Below are 16683 nucleotides of genomic sequence, written 5' to 3' on the forward strand. Positions count from 1 at the left end.
CGGTTTCGATCTGTTCGCTCTCCTTTGCCGGAACGCTTTGCTTTCTGGCTACCCGTAGTCAGTCTCGCCCGTGGCGAGTCAGACACGTCGAGAGGCCGATCAACTCGACGGGCTCGGAGTTGTCCGGCGAGTAGACGACCATCTGGCCTTTCTCCATGTATGGCACCTTCGACTCGAGGTTCGAGGGGATGTTGACGCTTTTTATCGCCTCCTCGTCGCCGAGGTTGAGGACGATCGTGGTGTTGATCTGCTTGAAGACGGCGTCGTCGATGTCCTGGGGGTCCTGGGTGATGAGAAAGAGGCCGAGGCGTTCCTTGCGGCCCTGTTTCGCGGCCTCGGTGAACTTCCGGATAACCTTCCCCGCTTGCACGCTGTCGGCGTCGGTGAGGAAGTTGTGGGCCTCGTCCATCCCCAGCACGAGCGGCGTCTCTTTGATTCGATCGTAGGTCGGGTCGTTCGAGAGCTTCTGGTCGATCAGCAGACTCGAGAGCGCGAGCACGACGGCCTCGGTCGCTCTCGTATCGGTGATGTGGTACGTGGGGACGACGGTCAGCCCGCCGGGGCGGACGAACTCGTGGACGAGGTCGGTGATCGGACGTGCGTCCTGGTCGAAGACGTGATCGAAGCCGACCACCCGTCGCCGGACGGCGTCGAACGTCGCCTCGTGGACCTGACCCGACTCGTCGAGTTCCTCCCGGAGCGCCGGGTCGTCGAGAAAGGTCGTGAACTCCTCGTAGGTGCCGCCGTCGCCGTACTGCCGTTTGAACTGCGGCAGGAGGACGCGAACCAGCGCACCGTACTGGTTGTCGTTGAGCCCGCTTCCCGCCACGAGCCACGGGTTGTCGTAGACCATCGAGAACGGGATCGTGAACTCGACCTGCTCGGCGCGGTGGTGGCCGGCCGAGTACGACGCGGTACCGACTTTCGGGACGAACGCCTTCGTGTCGTCGTGGCCGCCGTAGGCGACGCCCTCGCGCTCGAGGCGGCGCGCGAACTCGTCGGTCAGTTCGGGGTTGTCGTCGTGCATCTGGGCGTACTCGTCCTGGGGGTCGAACTGGACGACGGCGGCCTGCACGTCCCGGCCGTCTTCCATCGGGTACGTTCGATCCTCGCTCAGGTACTGTCGGAGGATATTCTTCGCGCCGTGGGTCTTGCCGGACCCGGTGCCTCCGGCGATCAGGGTGTGGCGAAACACCAGCGGGTCGCCCGCGTCGTAGTCGTCTTTCAGCCGGTAGTCGATCGTCGGCGGCGAGGCCGCCGTCTGCACCTTCTCGCCGCCGACCGAGAGGTGGCCGAGGAAGACGCCGTCCTCGGGGATCTTCAGTCCCGTCTTGATCTCCTCGGTGTCGGTCGCCTCGCGGACGACGGTCTGGGGTTTGGGTACCCGATCGGTCATCCGTCGTTTCAACTCGCCGTCGTCCCGGTAGAGGATCGCCACGGGCTCTAGGTCCGCCACGAACTTGTAGTCGGCCTCGTCGATCCCGTCCTGGCGCATCGCCCGGCGGGCGTGGATCTCCGTCGCGTCGTCGGCGTGGTACTGCTGGGCGTACTCGAGGGCGGAAATTCGACAGAAGAGCGTCTCTCCGCCCCGTCCGTCGGCGGCTTCCGGATACGGTGCGAGCAGGTACGTGCCGATGCGAACCGACGACCGGTTGCCCTCCGTAACGTAGGTGCGAAGCGTCGTGTCGTCCGATTCCTCGCTGATCTGGAGGCCCTGTGAGACGGAGATCGCCCCGATGCCGGTGTCCTCGCCGCGCGGTTCGACCGCGGTCGCCTCGAACTCGTCGGTGGTCCTCGCGCTCGCGTCGTCCGCGCCGCCGGATTCGCTGGCGGTCGCCGGCCCGTCCGCGGTGTCGTCCGCGTTGAACTCACCGAAGTCGCCCAGATCGGTCATATACTTTCCATCCGGCCCGTCCGTAAAACGCGTTTCCCATCGCGTGACAGTCGCCGTCGCGTGACCGTCACCTCGACAGCTGTCTCGCGAGTGCCACGATCGCGAACGCCGCGAGGAGACTCACGGCCACGAGGACGCCCGAAACCGAATCGGCCTCCCCGCCGTCGCTCCCGTCGGTGCCGTCGTCGACTGGCGGGTCGCTGCCCTCGAGATCCTCGAGGTTGCCGTGGTCGAACGACTCGTGGGGGTCGCCGCCACCGTCGATCGAGACGGTGACGGCGCGGTCGTAGATCGGCAGGGGATAGCCGTCGGCGAGGGTAACTGCCGTCTCCCCGAAGTCTATCGTCGCCGCCGACGGCGGGGCGTCGTCGACCACGCGGACGGTGAGCGTCGCGAATACCGCGTCGCCGGTCGCGCCACCCGCCGGCGGCACCCGCGACTGGGTCACTTCGGTCACACCGCGGTCGTTCGCGATCGTCGCGTCGCTTTCGACGTCCGTCTCCGAACCGCCCGCGAGCCAGGTGCCGTGTTCGACGTCGACCACCTCGAGGTAGTCGGGGTGGTAGAGCGCGCGGAGCGCGACCGACTCGACGCCGACGCCGTCGTGGCCGCCGCGGCTCCGCAGGACGACCTCGACGTCGACCGTCTCGCCGGGATCGGCGTCGACTTCCTCCGGTGTCGGACTGACGACCGCGGCCCTGTCGCCGGCGCTGGCCGTCTCGATCGCGAGGCCCCCGAGGACCAGGCCGACGACGGCCGTCGCGAGAACGGCGACGACGGCACCCCGAACGGCGAGCACCGACAGTTCGCGCGGATCGAGGTCGGCCGGTCGGTGGGCGCTCATTGTGTCACCTCCAGCGTGACGGTCGACGTCTCGAGAAACGCCCGCTCGTATCCCCGATGGCGGGCGACCTGCGGCGGCGCGAGCACGTCGACCGTCACCTCGTCGACGGCCGCGCCGTCCGGAAGCGGGCCACCGTAGTGGTAGCCCAGTTCGTCGTCGAGGGTCTCGACGAGTTCGATCCGTTCGGTTCGGCCGTCGACGGTCGCCTCGAGAGCCATCCCGGGCAAGACACACCGGTTGTACGGCGTCCGGGGCGAAACGGCGAGATACCGCTCCCCGCCGTCGACGAATCGCGATCCGGACTCGAGGAGGGTGGTCGCGAAGACGACGCCGTCGCGGGTCGGCGCTCCCAGTAGCGTTCCGGGTAGGTCGTCGGCGGGGGCCAGCGCGGAGTAGGGAACGCCGTGACCCATCGGCTCGAGTGCGCCGGGCTCACCCCAGCGGTCCTCGTCGAAGTAGTCGACCTCGGCTGCCATAGCGCGGAGGTCGTCGTCGAACGTGAACTCGAACGCGAACTCGGCGGGAGCGTCGAACCGACCCGCGAACGCACCGGTAGTTCGGACGCCGGGCGAGCCGATTCGTCCCTCGACGCGGTAGGTTCCGTCGCCGGAGAGTGGGACGTTGTCACCGACGTGCAGCCCCATCTGCTGGGAGAGCATCACCCAGAGGTTGCGTCTGTCGACGAGGTCGCCGTCGGTGCTGACTTCGAGACTCGTCCCGGCGTCGGCCGGGATAACTGTCTCCGTCTCGCGGTCCCAGACGGTCACCATCAGGTGGACGTCGTCCTCGGCGGTCGGATCGGTCCGCTCGACGTCCCCGGCGACGGTCCAGAACGGATGCGGATAGGTGAGCATCGGCGTCACGCCGTACTCTCCGGCGAAGACCGGATCGAGTGTCCGCATCTCCTCTCTGTGCGTCGGCAGGTAGACCGCGTCGGGTGGATCCTCGATCTCGGGAAACGGAAGCGGGTCCTCGGGGTCGCCGCTGTCGGACGACGGCTCCGACTCCTCTCCGTCCCCGCCGTTCAGACACCCGGCGAGCGAGAGGTGTCCCGCGGCTACCACCGTCCGGAGAAACGGTCGGCGACGACGGGTCGGCTGACTCGGCCGGGCCATTCGTGACGACGTTGCGCCATGCAGCTATATAAATGCACGCGCGGGCGAACGCGAGAAAAGACGGGACGTGAGACGGGAGGTTCGCCTGACGGACGAGAGAGTCGACGGCGGGTTATCGGCCGAGTAGTGCGGGATGCCCCCGATAGACGACCAGTTCGTCCTCGCGATCGTACTCGAGGACGCCGGCGTCGTCCATCGCCGGCAGGTGAGCGTGTCGCAGCGTCGTGTATACGCGGTCTCGCTCCGACGTCGGTACCGCGTCACGTGGCACGTCCCGTTCGGCGGCGGCGATGCGCGCCGCGAGGTCGTCGGTCGACACGACGTCGCCGCGCTCGGTGAGGACCGAGAGAACGGTTCGACGGCGCGAATGTGTGAGTAGTTCGAACAACGTTTCGGAGCGCTGGATCGATCCCGGACCGAGAAGCGCCGCGAGTCGTCCCCGGTCGAACGCGTCGTCCGCGAGCGCCACGGTCTCCGCCTCGCGGTCCCACGTGACGACGCCACAGTCTGCGAGTTTCGGCACGTGCTGGTGGTAGAGACTGATCTCGACCGTCCGGCGTTTCTCCGGCGCGATCTCGGAGAGCGGTTCGGCGGCCTCGCGAGCGACGATGTGTCTGACGACCGTCTCCATCGGCAGTTCGCCGCCACACTCGAGCAGAAGCGAGCAAAGCGTCGATCGCCGAGTGTTCGAGAGCACCTCGTAGATCCCGTCGTCGACGTCGAAGATGGACTCTCTGTTTGTGCCTCCGTCGTCGAGGCGAACGTCTGAACTCATACTCGAGTAACTCTCTGGGATCGGAAAAAGCCCGTCTCCTAAGTAATTTGGTCCCCCGATCCGAACGATTTCTGCGTTCGCCTCGAGCGGCCTCGCGGTGCGTTCGGGCCCTAGCTCTCGTCGTGTCCTTTCTCGACGGACACCTCGACGTCCTCGGGTTCGATGCCGATCCGGGCGAACTGGGTCCGGACGTGGTCTTCGGCAGCATCGATCGCCTGCTCTCTGGTGTCGAATCCGCGGGGCATCGGCGACTCGAACGCGATGTTTATCTCCCGATCGGCCACCTCGAGCGTCGAGCCGCCGCTGTCGACCTCGTAGAACTCGTCGCACACCCAGACGTAGGCGGCGTCTTCGTTGGGTGCGCCTTTGAATCGGGGCGCCTCTTCGCCGCGCTCGTAGATCGTCCCGGTGAGCTCGGTCCCTCCTGCGCGGCCGCGAACGAGGAGCATGCTCGTGCTTCGTCGCCGACGAATAAAAGGCGTGTGAGACGCCGTCGTCTGGCGGACGTGTGACACGGCAACGAAGGTCGCGTACTCGAGTCGGTTCCGTCCCTCAGGCAAACTCGTCGCCCCACCGGTGGTCGTCGTAGGTGCGGTCTTCGGTCGTCTCGAACGCCTCCTCGAGTGTCTCCCTGAGCGAGCGCTTCTCGGCGGTGCCGATCCGGGCGAGTTCGTCGGCTTTCTCGACGATCGTCGGCGGGCCGTGGGCGACGGCGACGTCCTGCAAGAGCTGTCGGGTGAGCCCCTCGCGCACGTCGGGATCGCGCGTGAACGCGTACGGTGCCTCGATCCGGTAACAGAGGTCGTCACGGGGATCGTAGACGACGAAGAAGGTGACCTCGTAGCTCTCGGGCGACAGTTCGCGCTCGACGCCGAGTGCGTCGCCGTCGCTCGAGAGTGGCCGGTCGACTCCGCCGCGCGAGCGGAACCAGCCTGTGTACGTCAGCGCCGAGGTGTCCCGCTCCCAGCGGTCGCCGTCGACGTCGTCGACGTACTCGCCGACCTCGAGGACGCGCGTGAAGAAGGCGGCGTCGTTCGCCCACGGCGCGTCGGCACCGTTCTGCTTTACCGTCCGGGTGAGCACCCGCGTCGCCGGGTTCTTGACGAACCCCACGAGCGGCACGTCGCGGGCGACGAAGTCCTCGACCAGCCGAACGTAGTTCTCGAGGACGGTCGTCGGTCGCGGGTCCTCGAGCAGGAAGTCAGCGAGGTCGGGGTGCTGGTCGGACCAGCGCAACAGGCCACGCGGGTAGAGTGGACCGTCGAGGACGAGGAGGTCCGAGACGTCGCCGGCGTGTTCCAGGGCGTGTTCGCTCTCCGCGAGGTAAAGCGCGAGCGCGTGGACGACGCCCTCGGCGAACCGCGGCAGCGGCGGGACCTTCACCGCGCGGCTGCGACTGTAACCCTCGTCGAAGCGATCCCACTCGTCGTAGACCGTCGCGGTGGGATCGTTCGAGTGGACGGTCGCGACGACGGTCCGCGACCGGTGGAGGTCGAGGTCGCTCGGCGTCGCGCTCATCGCCGCCTGTGCGATGTCGATGACGAGCCCGTTCCGGAAGGTCGTCGGGTTGATCGTCCCGGAGTCGAGCCCGTGCTCGGTCGGGAACGGCGAGTCGGCGAGCGCGACGTCTTCGCAGTCGACCCGGTGTCGGGAGACGTCGGCGACGGGCTCGACGACCGGCCGTCCGCGGTCGTCCACGAGCGGATCGAGGAAGTCGTTCCAGACCGTCTCCGCGAACGCGCGGTGGTCGCGCTCGTCGGCACCGTGGTCGATCCGCCGCGCGAGCCGCGCGATGCCGTCGAAGTGTACCGGATCGAGAGTCATACGTTCGGTGACCGATTCCACCGGCAAAAGTCCCGTGATCAATGATTAACTCGAGTGCGGGTAAAATATTATCAGAAAACGTATAGTAGCTGGGTGACGAGCGCGAGTATCTCGATGTCCGAGCGAGCGACCCGGTCCACCGAGACCGAGGGAGAAGCGATCAACTGGCGACAGACGAGTACAGGCGTGACGATCTACGACGAGGAGAATCCCGACGCATGGGTACACATGGAGTTTACCGCCGGTATCCCGCCGGAACACCGGCTGTTTATGATCTGTCCGGAGTGTGGCGGCGTCTTCGCCCAGCGAGGCAAGCCCGGCAACGGCACGGTCTGTGGCGACTGCGGGGCGACGTACGATCACGCCGACCTCGAGTGATCGGTCGGATCGACGGCCAGGAACTCGCGGGGCCAGCAGCCGTCCGTGACTCGACGGGGGAACGACAGGTAGTTACGCCCCGGACGTGACCCCTCGCCCATGGAAGCGGCACTCATCGTCCTCGACGGCTGGGGACTCGGCGAGCACGATGGCAGGAATGCAGTCGAGGCAGCGCACACACCAGTTTTCGACCGACTCGCGCGCGACGGCGCCGACGGTAGACTCGAGGTGTCGGGTCGACGCGTCGGCCTGCCCGAAGGCCAGATGGGAAACAGCGAGGTCGGCCACCTGAACATCGGCGCGGGCCGGGTGGTTTACCAGGAGTACACCCGGATCTCTGACGCCATCGCCGACGGCTCCTTCCGGGCGAACGACGCGATCGACACCGCGTTCGAGCACGCGAAGGAAACCGACGGCCGCGTCCACTTCCTCGGACTCGTCAGCGATGGCGGCGTCCACTCCGATCACGAGCACCTCCACGCGCTGATCGAGATGGCCGCCGACCGCGACGTCGAGGCCGTCACCCACGCCTTCACCGACGGCCGAGACACCTCTCCCCACGGCGGCGAGGAGTATCTCGCCGAACTCGAGGACGTCGTCGCCGACGTCGGCACGGGTCACGTCGCGACCGTCACGGGCCGGTACTACGCGATGGATCGCGACCAGAACTGGGAGCGGACGAAGCGAGCCTACGACGCCATCGTCGACCGCGAGGCGGAGTTCGAGGCCTCGTCCGCAGTCGAGGCGGTCGAGCAGTCCTACGAGCGCGACGTCACCGACGAGTTCGTCGAGCCGACGCTAATAGACGGCGGCCCGGCGCTTGAGGACGGCGACGCCGTGGTCTGGTTCAACTTCCGCTCGGACCGCGCTCGACAGCTGACGCGGATGCTCGCGGACATTCGCCCGGCGTGGGAGTTCGAAACCCGCCCGCCGGAGGTGGAGGTCGTGATGATGACCCAGTACGACAAGACGTTCGACCTCCCCGTGGCGTTCCCGCCGACCCAGCCCGAGAACACGCTGGGCGAGGTGCTCGCCGAGGCGGGCAAGACCCAGCTCCGGATCGCCGAATCCGAGAAGTACGCCCACGTCACCTACTTCTTGAACGGCGGCCGCGAGGTCGAGTTCGACGGCGAGATTCGCGAGATCGTCGAGAGCCCCGACGTGCCAACGTACGACCAGCAACCGGAGATGAGCGCCGCCGAGGTCACGGACACCGCCATCGACGTCGTCGAGTCCGACGACCCGGACGTCCTCGTGCTCAACTACGCCAACCCCGACATGGTCGGTCACACCGGGGACTACCGCGCCGCCGTCGAGGCCGTCGAGGCCGTCGACACGCAACTCGGTCGGCTCGTCGAGGTGCTCGAGGACGCCGGCGCGCACGTGTTCGTCACCGCAGATCACGGTAACGCTGACGACATGGGCACCGAGGAGGACCCCCACACGGCCCACACTTACAACGACGTGCCGTTCGTCTACGTTTCCCCCGACGGCACAGACGATGGCCGGACCGTCCGCAAGGGCGGCACCCTGGCCGACATCGCGCCGACGCTGCTCGAGACGATCGGCGTCGACCAGCCCCCAGAGATGACCGGGGAGTCGCTGCTCGAGTAGCGAGCAGGGACGGTCGGTGGACGTTCGACACGTTCCGCCGACGTTCACGATCCTGTCACGCTTTCGGTAGCGATTCAATCATCTCTCGACGATTTTCGCAGTTACCATCGGATAGGACTAATAATACTCGTCTGGGAGCGACGTGTTACTATGTGGCGAGGAACGACGCACGAAACGAGTTCCGAGACGCGACGCGGCGGAGAGCTTCGACACCTCGACGACGCGTTTTCCGTGGAGGGGACGTTTCAGAACGCGGATCCGCTACGCGTTCGGTTAAACGGTGTGATGGTTCGAGAGCGCCGAGACCGGTTCAGACCGCCCGGTCGACGGGACAACGACCTCATCGTCAAAACGAGATACCGGTTCGGAAACGAACCGCCCGTGGAGCGCCTTCACTATCTCGAAAAAGAACAGGCGCTCGGCTGGCGCGGCGACTTTTTCGACGACGTGATTCTGTCGATACCGGACCTGCAACACGATCGGCTCCATCTCCGAGTCCAGGTGTACGATCTCGACGGCGTCAGTACGGATCTCGTGAAGACGATCGAGAAGTTTTCCGAGAGCGCTGCAGTGCTCTTTCCTCAGCTGGCCATCTATGCCGGCATCGCGACTCTGGGTGCCGATCAGCTCGTCAACCTCGTCAACAATGTCGATCAACACGACGAAATACTGGACGAGAAAATAACGTTCGAACTCTCCGAACCGCGGACGAGACACAAGCTCCTTCAGCCCGGCTACTTCGTCTGCTTCCGGGACGAACCCGTCGACGGCCACCTCGAGTTGCGCGACGACTGTCGCGTGCTACAGAACGGCGACGAGTACACGGACGCGAGTTACGCGGTGCTCGAGTTCGAGAAGGACCACGATGACGACTCGAAACGCGAGATCGACCAGCGGGTCGCGAAGCTCGTCGCAGAACTGAACGGCAAGCGGCGAAGTTCAGAGCCCGCACTCCACTTTCTCAGGGAGACCCTCGGCGTCTACTCTCAGTACAAGAAACTCGAACGGTTGCGAGAACTCGAGCGGAAACGGCAACCCAGAAAACGGCTCACTCGACGTGAGAACGAACTCAGGGCCGAACTCGAGGCCGATCCGATACTCGAACCCTGCATACGGGACGCCGACGACGAATCCTGATCTGAACGTATCCGTCCGCGATTGCGACCCATTTTGCAACTACTCGCGGCTTTACAACCCTCCCACTCCGTGTTCGGGGCATGACGGACGAAGAATCCGATCGCCGATTCGCGACGCGGAGCGTACACGCCGGTCAGGAACCGGACCCGACCACGGGCGCACGCGCCCCACCGATCTACCAGACGACCTCCTACGTCTTCGACGACACCGACCACGCCGCGAGCCTGTTCGGACTCGAGGAGTTCGGCAACATCTACTCGCGGATCATGAACCCGACGAACGCGATGCTCGAGGAGCGCATCGCGAGCCTCGAGGGCGGCGTCGGGGCGCTCGCGACGGCGAGCGGGATGGCGGCGTTCGACCTCGCGACGTTCATCCTCGCGGAGGTCGGCGACAACATCGTCTCCTCGTCCGCGCTGTACGGCGGCACGTACACCTACCTGACCCACACCGTCGCGAAGCGCGGCATCGAGACGAAATTCGTCGACAGCCTCGACTACGAGGCCTACGCGGAGGCCATCGACGACGACACCGCGTTCGTCCACCTCGAGACGATCGGCAACCCCGCGCTCGTGACGCCGGACATCGAGCGCGTCGCAGAGATCGCCCACGAACACGACGTCCCGCTGTTCGTCGACAACACGTTCGCGACGCCGTACCTCTGTCGTCCGCTCGAGCACGGTGCGGACCTGGTCTGGAACTCGACGACGAAGTGGCTCACCGGCGCGGGCTCGACGGTCGGCGGGATCTTGGTCGACGGCGGGTCGTTCCCGTGGCCGGAGGGTGACTACCCCGAACTCACCGAGCCGAACCCGGCCTACCACGGCGTCAACTTCTACGAGACCTTCGGCGAGCAGGCGTTCGCCATCGCCGCGCGCACCCGTGGGTTGCGCGACCTGGGCAACCAGCAGTCGCCGTTCGACGCCTGGGTCACGCTGCAGAAACTCGAGAGCCTGCCGGTGCGCATGGAGAAACACTGCGAGAACGCCCAGATCGTCGCGGAGTACCTCGAGGATCACCCCGACGTGGCGTGGGTCAACTATCCCGGCCTCGAGAGCCACGAGACCCACGAGAACGCCAAGAAGTACCTCGAGGGCGGCTACGGCGGCATGATCACCTTCGGCCTCGAGGGCGGGTACGACGCCGCCGAGACGGTCTGTAACGAGGTCGATCTCTCGAGCCTGCTGGCGAACGTCGGCGACGCGAAGACGCTGATCATCCACCCGGCGAGTACGACTCACCAGCAACTCACCGCGGAGGAGAAGCTGGCAAGCGGCGTCACCGACGACCTCGTGCGCCTCTCGGTGGGCATCGAGGACGCCGAGGACGTCGTCGCCGACCTGGAGCAGGCGATCGAGAAGGCGTAGTCACCCTCGAGCGGCCGACCGACGGCGTCTGCCGACCGGTCGTCCACGGTCGAAACACGAGTGTCGTTCTCACGGAATACTTATCCGTCTAACTCCTCTGTGTCTAGAAGCAATGGCGTAGTTGGATAGCGATTTGCCGTCAGACCGATTTCGTAGCAGTCTCATGAATGGTCTCTCAATGGTGAACCAAGTGTGTCGCTGGGGATTGGCGGATCGCCGGAATCGATAGATTCCGCGATCCGCACCGAGAACAGTACGCATCTCCGCCAGCAACTCGTAGTCCAGAAGCTTGAGAACCGTCTTCTCCGTCGCCAACTCGCTGCACAGCAACAACAGATCGAACAACTTGAGACTCGCCTCAAGAGGTACGAAAACCCAAACACACCACCCAGTAAGCAGGGTGGTGCGGCTGGATCACCTGGCAACGACGACAGCGACGAGGAAAAGGACGAAAACCAGGAAGACGACGCTGGCGGCGACGCTGACGCCGCCAGCGACTCATCCCCAGGACGTAGCGAAGGTCACGAAGGAACAACTCGACCGCCACCTGAACCAGAGGAGACTATTCGAGTCGATCAGGGATATTGTCCAGATTGTGAGCAAAGCCTCTCTAACCCGGACAGCTACGTCTCACGAACTGTTATCGACATTCCTCTTCCCATTCCAACCACTGTCATCGAGTACAAACTCGGCAAACACCGCTGTTCCTGTGGAAACGAGGTCGTTGCTGAACATCCTGACTGCCCGGAAACCGGGCGGTTTGGGCCGAATATCATGGCCCAAACCGCCCTCGGTAGGTTCCATCAGCGACTTCCGAACCGTAAACAGGCGGAGCTGTTTGATTGGGAACTCGATATTCCCATCTCTCATCGGACGATCTACAACCTGACCAAGCGGGTCGCAGACCGGCTGCGACCCGCGTATGACGATGTCAAAGCCCGTATTCAGGAAAGTGACGTCGTCTACTGCGATGAAACGGGATTTCCTGTTGACGGAGAGCAACACTGGGCGTGGACGTTCGTTACTGACGAAGAGGTGCTGTTCTGGGTTGATGAGAGTCGTGGAAGCCAGGTGTTAGAGGACGTCCTCGGCGAGGAATTCGCCGAGGACTCGACGCTCAGCTGTGACGGTTGGTCAGCGTATCCGAGCTATCACACGAAGCTCCAGCGGTGCTGGGCACATCTGTTGCGGGAGGCGGAGTACGTTGCTGAACGGTACGAGGAAGCAGAGAAGTTATCTGCGGAGTTACACGCTCTCCATGACGATTTAACGGCGTTCGACAAGGAGGATCCATCCGCCTCCGCCCGCGAGCAGAAGCGGGCGGAGGCGTCGTTACATCTGGAAGGCCTGATCAGGGAAGACTATGAGGCACAGGAGGTCCAGAAGCTGATCGAGAAGATCAGGAACGGGTTAGGCCACTGGCTGACGTTCGTCACAGAGCCAGACGTCGATTCGACGAATAATCGCGCAGAGCGCGCTCTGCGCGAGCAAGTTGTGCTGCGGAAGATGTTCCGGACCCTCCGCTCAGCCGAAGGGGTCCAGATTCACGAGACGATCACGACCATGTTAGCCACGTGGAAACGGCGAGGACTAGATCCGCCTGAACAGCTCCAGTCCATCCTCGGTGGGAAAGAACTCAGTTCAGGATGAGAGGTATCACTGATCGGTGAATCCTGGTCACGCTATCCAACTACGCAATGGCGAAAGGAAACGTTGATTTCTTCAACGACACTGGCGGCTACGGTTTCATCTCGACGGACGACGCGGACGACGACGTATTCTTCCACATGGAAGACGTTGGCGGTCCGGACCTCGAAGAGGGCACGGACGTCGAATTCAGCATCGAACAGGCCCCCAAGGGCCCCCGGGCGACCAACGTCACCCGCCTGTAAGGCGACGACCGACGGTTTTCCCGACGACTACGCAGTATTTTGCGACCGGATCTGAACGCTCGAGAGCGGCGTCTCCGCTCCCGCGTTCGACGAGCTCTCGGAACCGACGACTCGAGGCCCGGCCGCCGGATCAGTGCTCGCCCGTGTACAGCGAGACGTCCAGCGACGGCGCGGAGTGGGTGAGCGACCCCATCGAGATCACGTCGACGCCTGTCGCGGCGTAGTCGGGCACCGTCTCGAGCGTGATACCGCCGCTGGCCTCGATCAGCACGTCGTCTCCCTCGAGCGTGTCGACGGCTCGCTCGACCTCCTCGGGGGTCATGTTGTCGAGCAAGACGACGTCGGCTCCCGCCCTCGCCGCGCGCGGGGCGTCCGCGACCGTCTCCACTTCGACTTCGATCTTCGTCGCGAACGAGACGCGCTCGCGGAAGTGCGCGACGGCGTCCTCGAGTCCCAGCTCGGCGACGTGGTTGTCTTTCACCATCACCATGTGCGAGAGGTCGAGCCGGTGAGTATCGCCGCCACCTGCGACGACGGCCCGTTTCTCGAGGCCGCGGAGTCCGGGGGTCGTCTTGCGGGTCGCCGCGATCCGAACGTCGTCGGATTCGGTTCGGCGCTCGCGGCCCGTGGTCGCTCGCGGTTCCGAGGCGCGTAGCGCCCCGCTCGCAGCGTCGACCGCCGCTCGTGTGCGGGTCGCGATTCCCGAGGCGTGACCCACGAGGTTGACCGCGACGCGTTCGCCCCGGAGCACCTCGCGCGCCGATCCTTTGACGGAAAGGAGGTCGTCGCCCGGTGCGACCCGCGTTCCGTCCTCGAGCCGCTCTGTGACGTCGACACCGAGATACTCGAAGACGGCCGTCGCGGCCTCGAGGCCGGCGACGACGCCTTCCTCCTTCGCGACGAGACGCCCGGTCGTCCCTCCCGGAACGTCGTTCGTGACGTCGTGGTGACCGACGTCCTCGCGCAACCAGCGTTCGATCTGCGTGTCGGTGATCATCAGTCGTCCGCTGGTGTTTCTGGCTCGGCCTGGTTCGCACCCTCATCGACCACGTAGTGACACCCCCTCGACTCCGGGTTTTCCGCGGCCGAGCGGGCGATCAACAGCGCCGTCACGCATGCGTGCCGGAGTTCGTAGAGGCTCCGGGAAGTCCTGGTGCGGGTGTAGGCGTCGACTTCGCCTTTGAGCCGCCGGAGGACGGCCCCGGCGCGGGCGACGTCCTCGAGGTCGCGCTCGAGGCCGAGGTACTCGTCCATCGTCCGCTGGAGACGGACGAACTTCTCGGCGGCGAAGCGCTCGGGGAGTTCGGGGTCGCTGTTTCGGAGGTCGGGGGCTTCGATCACCTCGCCGTCGTTGCCGTTGCCAACGGCATCCGCGCCCGCGCGCAGGCCCCAGACGAGCCCCTCGAGCAGGCTCGTACTCGCCAGCCGGTTCGCGCCGTGGACGCCGGTGCGGGCACACTCGCCGACAGCGTAGAGCCGATCGAGCGACGTGCGACCGCGGTCGTCGACGTCGATGCCACCACACAGGAAGTGCTCGCAGGGTGCGACGGGGATCTCGTCGCCGTCGATCCCGCGGTCGCGACACTTCTCGGCGATGGCGGGGTAGTCGGCCTCGAACTCGTCCTCGAGTGTGCTCACGTCGAGGACGACCTCGTCAGTTCCCTCGCGCTCGCGGGCCACCGCGCGGGCGACGACGTCTCGCGGTGCGAGGTCGGCGTCGGGGTGGTAGTCGGGCATGAACCGCTCGCCGTCGCCGTTGCGCAGGACAGCACCCTCGCCGCGCAGGGCCTCCGAGAGGAGGAACGGATCGTCGCCGTCGAACGCGGTGGGATGAAACTGCACGTACTCGAGGTCGGCCACCTCGGCCCCGGCCAGCGCGGCCATGGCGATGCCGTCGCCCGTCGCGTCGTCGGGATTCGTCGAACGCGGGTAGAGCACGCCGACCCCGCCGGTGGCGAGTACCGTCGCGCCGGCGTAGACCGGGTTTCCATCGGCTTTTTCGTCGGTCACGACGCCGTGGACTCGGCCCTCGTGGGTGAGCAACTCGAGTGCGGCCGTGTCCTGGCGGATCTCGACGCGCTCGTGGTCGTCGAGGTACTCGAGAAACGGCCGCAGGATGTGCGTGCCGGTCGTCGCGTCGACGTGGAGGATCCGCCGGACCGAGTGGCCGGCCTCGCGCGTGTAGTCGAAGTCGTCCCCGGCTTCGTCGAACTCGACTTCGAGCGTCTCGAGCAAGACGTCCTCGACGGCGTCGTCTGCGTCCTCGAGCAGGACGTCGATCGCGTCTTCGTCTGCCGTTCCGTCGCTCGCCGCCAGCACGTCCGCTTTCAGGCTCTCGGGGTCGCCGCGGGTCGTGGAGATGCCGCCCTGGGCCCAGTCGGTGCTCGCGTCTTCCGGTCGCGTCGCCTTCGTCACGACGAGGACGTCCGCACCCTCGCGCGCCGCCGCGAGTGCAGCCGCACAGCCGGCAATACCGGAGCCGACGACGAGCACGTCTGCGGTGTCGTATCCGGTCATGGTTAGATCTCGAGCATGCGATCGAGTGCGAGTCCCGCGAGTTCTTTCTCCTCGGGGGCGACCTCGACGACGTTTCGTTCGCGGCCCTCGACCAGTTCCTCGAGCACCCACGTCAGGTAGTTGGGGTCGATCTGTCGCATGGCGTTGCAGTCCATGCAGGCGTCGCCACACAGCGGGACGACGTTCACGTCGGGATACCACCGTTGCAAGTGCTCGGTGAGGTGGATCTCGGTGCCGATCGCCCAGGTGTCGCCGGGGTCGGCCTCGGCGATCGTCTCGCGGATCGTCGCCGTCGAGCCGGCCTCGTCGGCGGCTTCGACGACTTCGCGGCGACACTCGGGGTGAACGATCACCTTTGCACCGGGGTTCGCTTCGCGAACCCGATCGACGTGCTCCTCGCGGAAGCGCTCGTGGACCTGGCAGTAGCCGTCCCAGAGGATGACGTCGTTCTCGACGACGTCCGCAGCGTCCTTGCCGTCGGGATCCCATGGGTCCCACTCGGCGATTTCGTCTTCCATGCCGAGCCGATAGGCGGTGTTCTCTCCGAGGTGTTTGTCGGGCAGGAACAGCACCTTGTCACCTTTGTCGAAGGCGTACTCGAACGCCTCGTGGGCGTTCGACGACGTACAGACGAGTCCGCCCTGGCTCGCACAGAAGGCCTTCAGATCCGCGTAGGAGTTCATGTACGTGATCGGGATAATGTCGGCCTCCGGTGTGGCTTCCGTGATTTCGGCCCACGCGGCGTCGACCTGGAGGGCCTCGGCCATCCCGGCCATCGGACACGAGGCCTCCATCGACGGCAAGATCACGGTCTGGTCGTCGTCGGTGATGATGTCCGCCGACTCGGCCATGAACGTCACGCCGCCGAAGATCACGTACTCGGCATCGGTCTCCGCGGCCCGCTTCGAGAGCCCGTAGGAGTCGCCGACGAAGTCCGCGTGCTCGACGATCTCGCGGCGCTGATAGTTGTGCCCGAGAATCACCACGTCGTCACCGAGTTCCTCGAGGGCGGCCTCGATGCGGTCGGTTCGCTCTGCATTCCCGAGATCGCGATACCGGGCCGGGAGCTGTTCCAGATTGTCGTACTTGAAGAGACTCAAATCGGTCTCCAGTTCTGCCGTTTCCATTTCTACCATTCACGTCACCTGTCGTGTATCCCACCTCACACGGCACCAATGAAAAGATTTTCTCTTCAATAGGCAATACTGGTGGTGAACTAGCGATGAATGCACCGACTTGCAGTTCAACGAGGGTCTGAAACGCATGTTGAAGAATTAGTACCCGTGTTAGCAGCACCGACGTTCAGACGGCGCTGAACGAGTGACT

Annotated in this window: 15 protein-coding genes; 6 read left to right on the forward strand and 9 right to left on the reverse strand. The window is 65.2% G+C overall.

Translation table 11 applies throughout. The annotated features are described in order from the left end of the window. Positions 1 to 58: 58 nt before the first annotated feature. The 6 genes from MU558_RS10350 to MU558_RS10375 form a co-directional block, all read right to left on the reverse strand. Positions 59 to 1894 carry an ATP-binding protein gene (locus tag MU558_RS10350; protein WP_246966186.1) on the reverse strand — a complete coding sequence of 612 codons (1836 nt, stop codon included), beginning with the start codon at positions 1892 to 1894 and terminating at the stop codon, positions 59 to 61. A gap of 67 nt (positions 1895 to 1961) precedes the next feature. Further along, positions 1962 to 2738 carry a cohesin domain-containing protein gene (locus tag MU558_RS10355; RefSeq protein WP_246966188.1) on the reverse strand — a complete coding sequence of 259 codons (777 nt, stop codon included), beginning with the start codon at positions 2736 to 2738 and terminating at the stop codon, positions 1962 to 1964. Continuing rightward, entirely contained in the window at positions 2735 to 3853 is a 1119-nt protein-coding gene (locus MU558_RS10360; RefSeq protein WP_246966190.1) for an iron transporter, read from the reverse strand. The genes MU558_RS10355 and MU558_RS10360 overlap by 4 nt, the downstream gene beginning before the upstream one ends. Before the next feature lie 112 nt (positions 3854 to 3965). Next, positions 3966 to 4628: a DUF7344 domain-containing protein gene (locus tag MU558_RS10365; RefSeq protein ID WP_246966192.1), complete on the reverse strand. Its 663-nt coding sequence runs from the start codon at positions 4626 to 4628 to the stop codon at positions 3966 to 3968. A 110-nt stretch (positions 4629 to 4738) separates the two neighbouring features. After that, positions 4739 to 5077 (reverse strand): DUF7113 family protein, encoded by a 339-nt coding sequence (locus tag MU558_RS10370; protein ID WP_246966193.1) that lies wholly within the window; start codon positions 5075 to 5077, stop codon positions 4739 to 4741. A 103-nt stretch (positions 5078 to 5180) separates the two neighbouring features. Then, on the reverse strand, positions 5181 to 6452 hold the full coding sequence (locus MU558_RS10375) for a DNA double-strand break repair nuclease NurA (RefSeq protein WP_246966195.1): 1272 nt from the start codon (positions 6450 to 6452) through the stop codon (positions 5181 to 5183). Positions 6453 to 6566: 114 nt separating this feature from the next. On the opposite strand from MU558_RS10375, the gene MU558_RS10380 reads away from it, so the two are divergent. From MU558_RS10380 to MU558_RS10405, 6 genes are all read left to right on the forward strand, one after another. Next, positions 6567 to 6830: a hypothetical protein gene (locus MU558_RS10380; RefSeq protein WP_246966196.1), complete on the forward strand. Its 264-nt coding sequence runs from the start codon at positions 6567 to 6569 to the stop codon at positions 6828 to 6830. A 99-nt stretch (positions 6831 to 6929) separates the two neighbouring features. Then, entirely contained in the window at positions 6930 to 8444 is a 1515-nt protein-coding gene (gpmI, locus tag MU558_RS10385) for a 2,3-bisphosphoglycerate-independent phosphoglycerate mutase (protein WP_246966197.1), read from the forward strand. A gap of 150 nt (positions 8445 to 8594) precedes the next feature. Continuing rightward, positions 8595 to 9581 (forward strand): hypothetical protein, encoded by a 987-nt coding sequence (locus tag MU558_RS10390; protein WP_246966199.1) that lies wholly within the window; start codon positions 8595 to 8597, stop codon positions 9579 to 9581. Between the two features lie 80 nt (positions 9582 to 9661). Beyond that, a complete protein-coding gene (locus MU558_RS10395; RefSeq protein ID WP_246966201.1) occupies positions 9662 to 10948 on the forward strand; it encodes an O-acetylhomoserine aminocarboxypropyltransferase/cysteine synthase family protein in 1287 nt (428 codons plus the stop codon). A gap of 192 nt (positions 10949 to 11140) precedes the next feature. Further along, positions 11141 to 12598 carry an IS66 family transposase gene (gene tnpC, locus MU558_RS10400; RefSeq protein WP_246966203.1) on the forward strand — a complete coding sequence of 486 codons (1458 nt, stop codon included), beginning with the start codon at positions 11141 to 11143 and terminating at the stop codon, positions 12596 to 12598. 47 nt (positions 12599 to 12645) lie between these two features. Continuing rightward, positions 12646 to 12840: a cold-shock protein gene (locus MU558_RS10405; RefSeq protein ID WP_007141848.1), complete on the forward strand. Its 195-nt coding sequence runs from the start codon at positions 12646 to 12648 to the stop codon at positions 12838 to 12840. A 130-nt stretch (positions 12841 to 12970) separates the two neighbouring features. On the opposite strand, the gene nadC is transcribed toward MU558_RS10405, so the two are convergent. The 3 genes from nadC to nadA are packed head-to-tail and all read right to left on the reverse strand — an operon-like array spanning position 12971 to position 16493. After that, positions 12971 to 13837: a carboxylating nicotinate-nucleotide diphosphorylase gene (gene nadC / locus MU558_RS10410; RefSeq protein WP_246966204.1), complete on the reverse strand. Its 867-nt coding sequence runs from the start codon at positions 13835 to 13837 to the stop codon at positions 12971 to 12973. After that, positions 13837 to 15357: an L-aspartate oxidase gene (locus MU558_RS10415; protein WP_246966206.1), complete on the reverse strand. Its 1521-nt coding sequence runs from the start codon at positions 15355 to 15357 to the stop codon at positions 13837 to 13839. Before MU558_RS10415 ends, nadC begins: the two co-directional genes overlap by 1 nt. 2 nt (positions 15358 to 15359) lie before the next feature. Continuing rightward, positions 15360 to 16493 carry a quinolinate synthase NadA gene (gene nadA, locus MU558_RS10420; protein WP_246966208.1) on the reverse strand — a complete coding sequence of 378 codons (1134 nt, stop codon included), beginning with the start codon at positions 16491 to 16493 and terminating at the stop codon, positions 15360 to 15362. Positions 16494 to 16683: the final 190 nt, after the last annotated feature.

This window comes from Natribaculum luteum, assembly GCF_023008545.1.
GTDB classification, from domain to species: Archaea; Halobacteriota; Halobacteria; order Halobacteriales; family Natrialbaceae; genus Natribaculum; species Natribaculum luteum.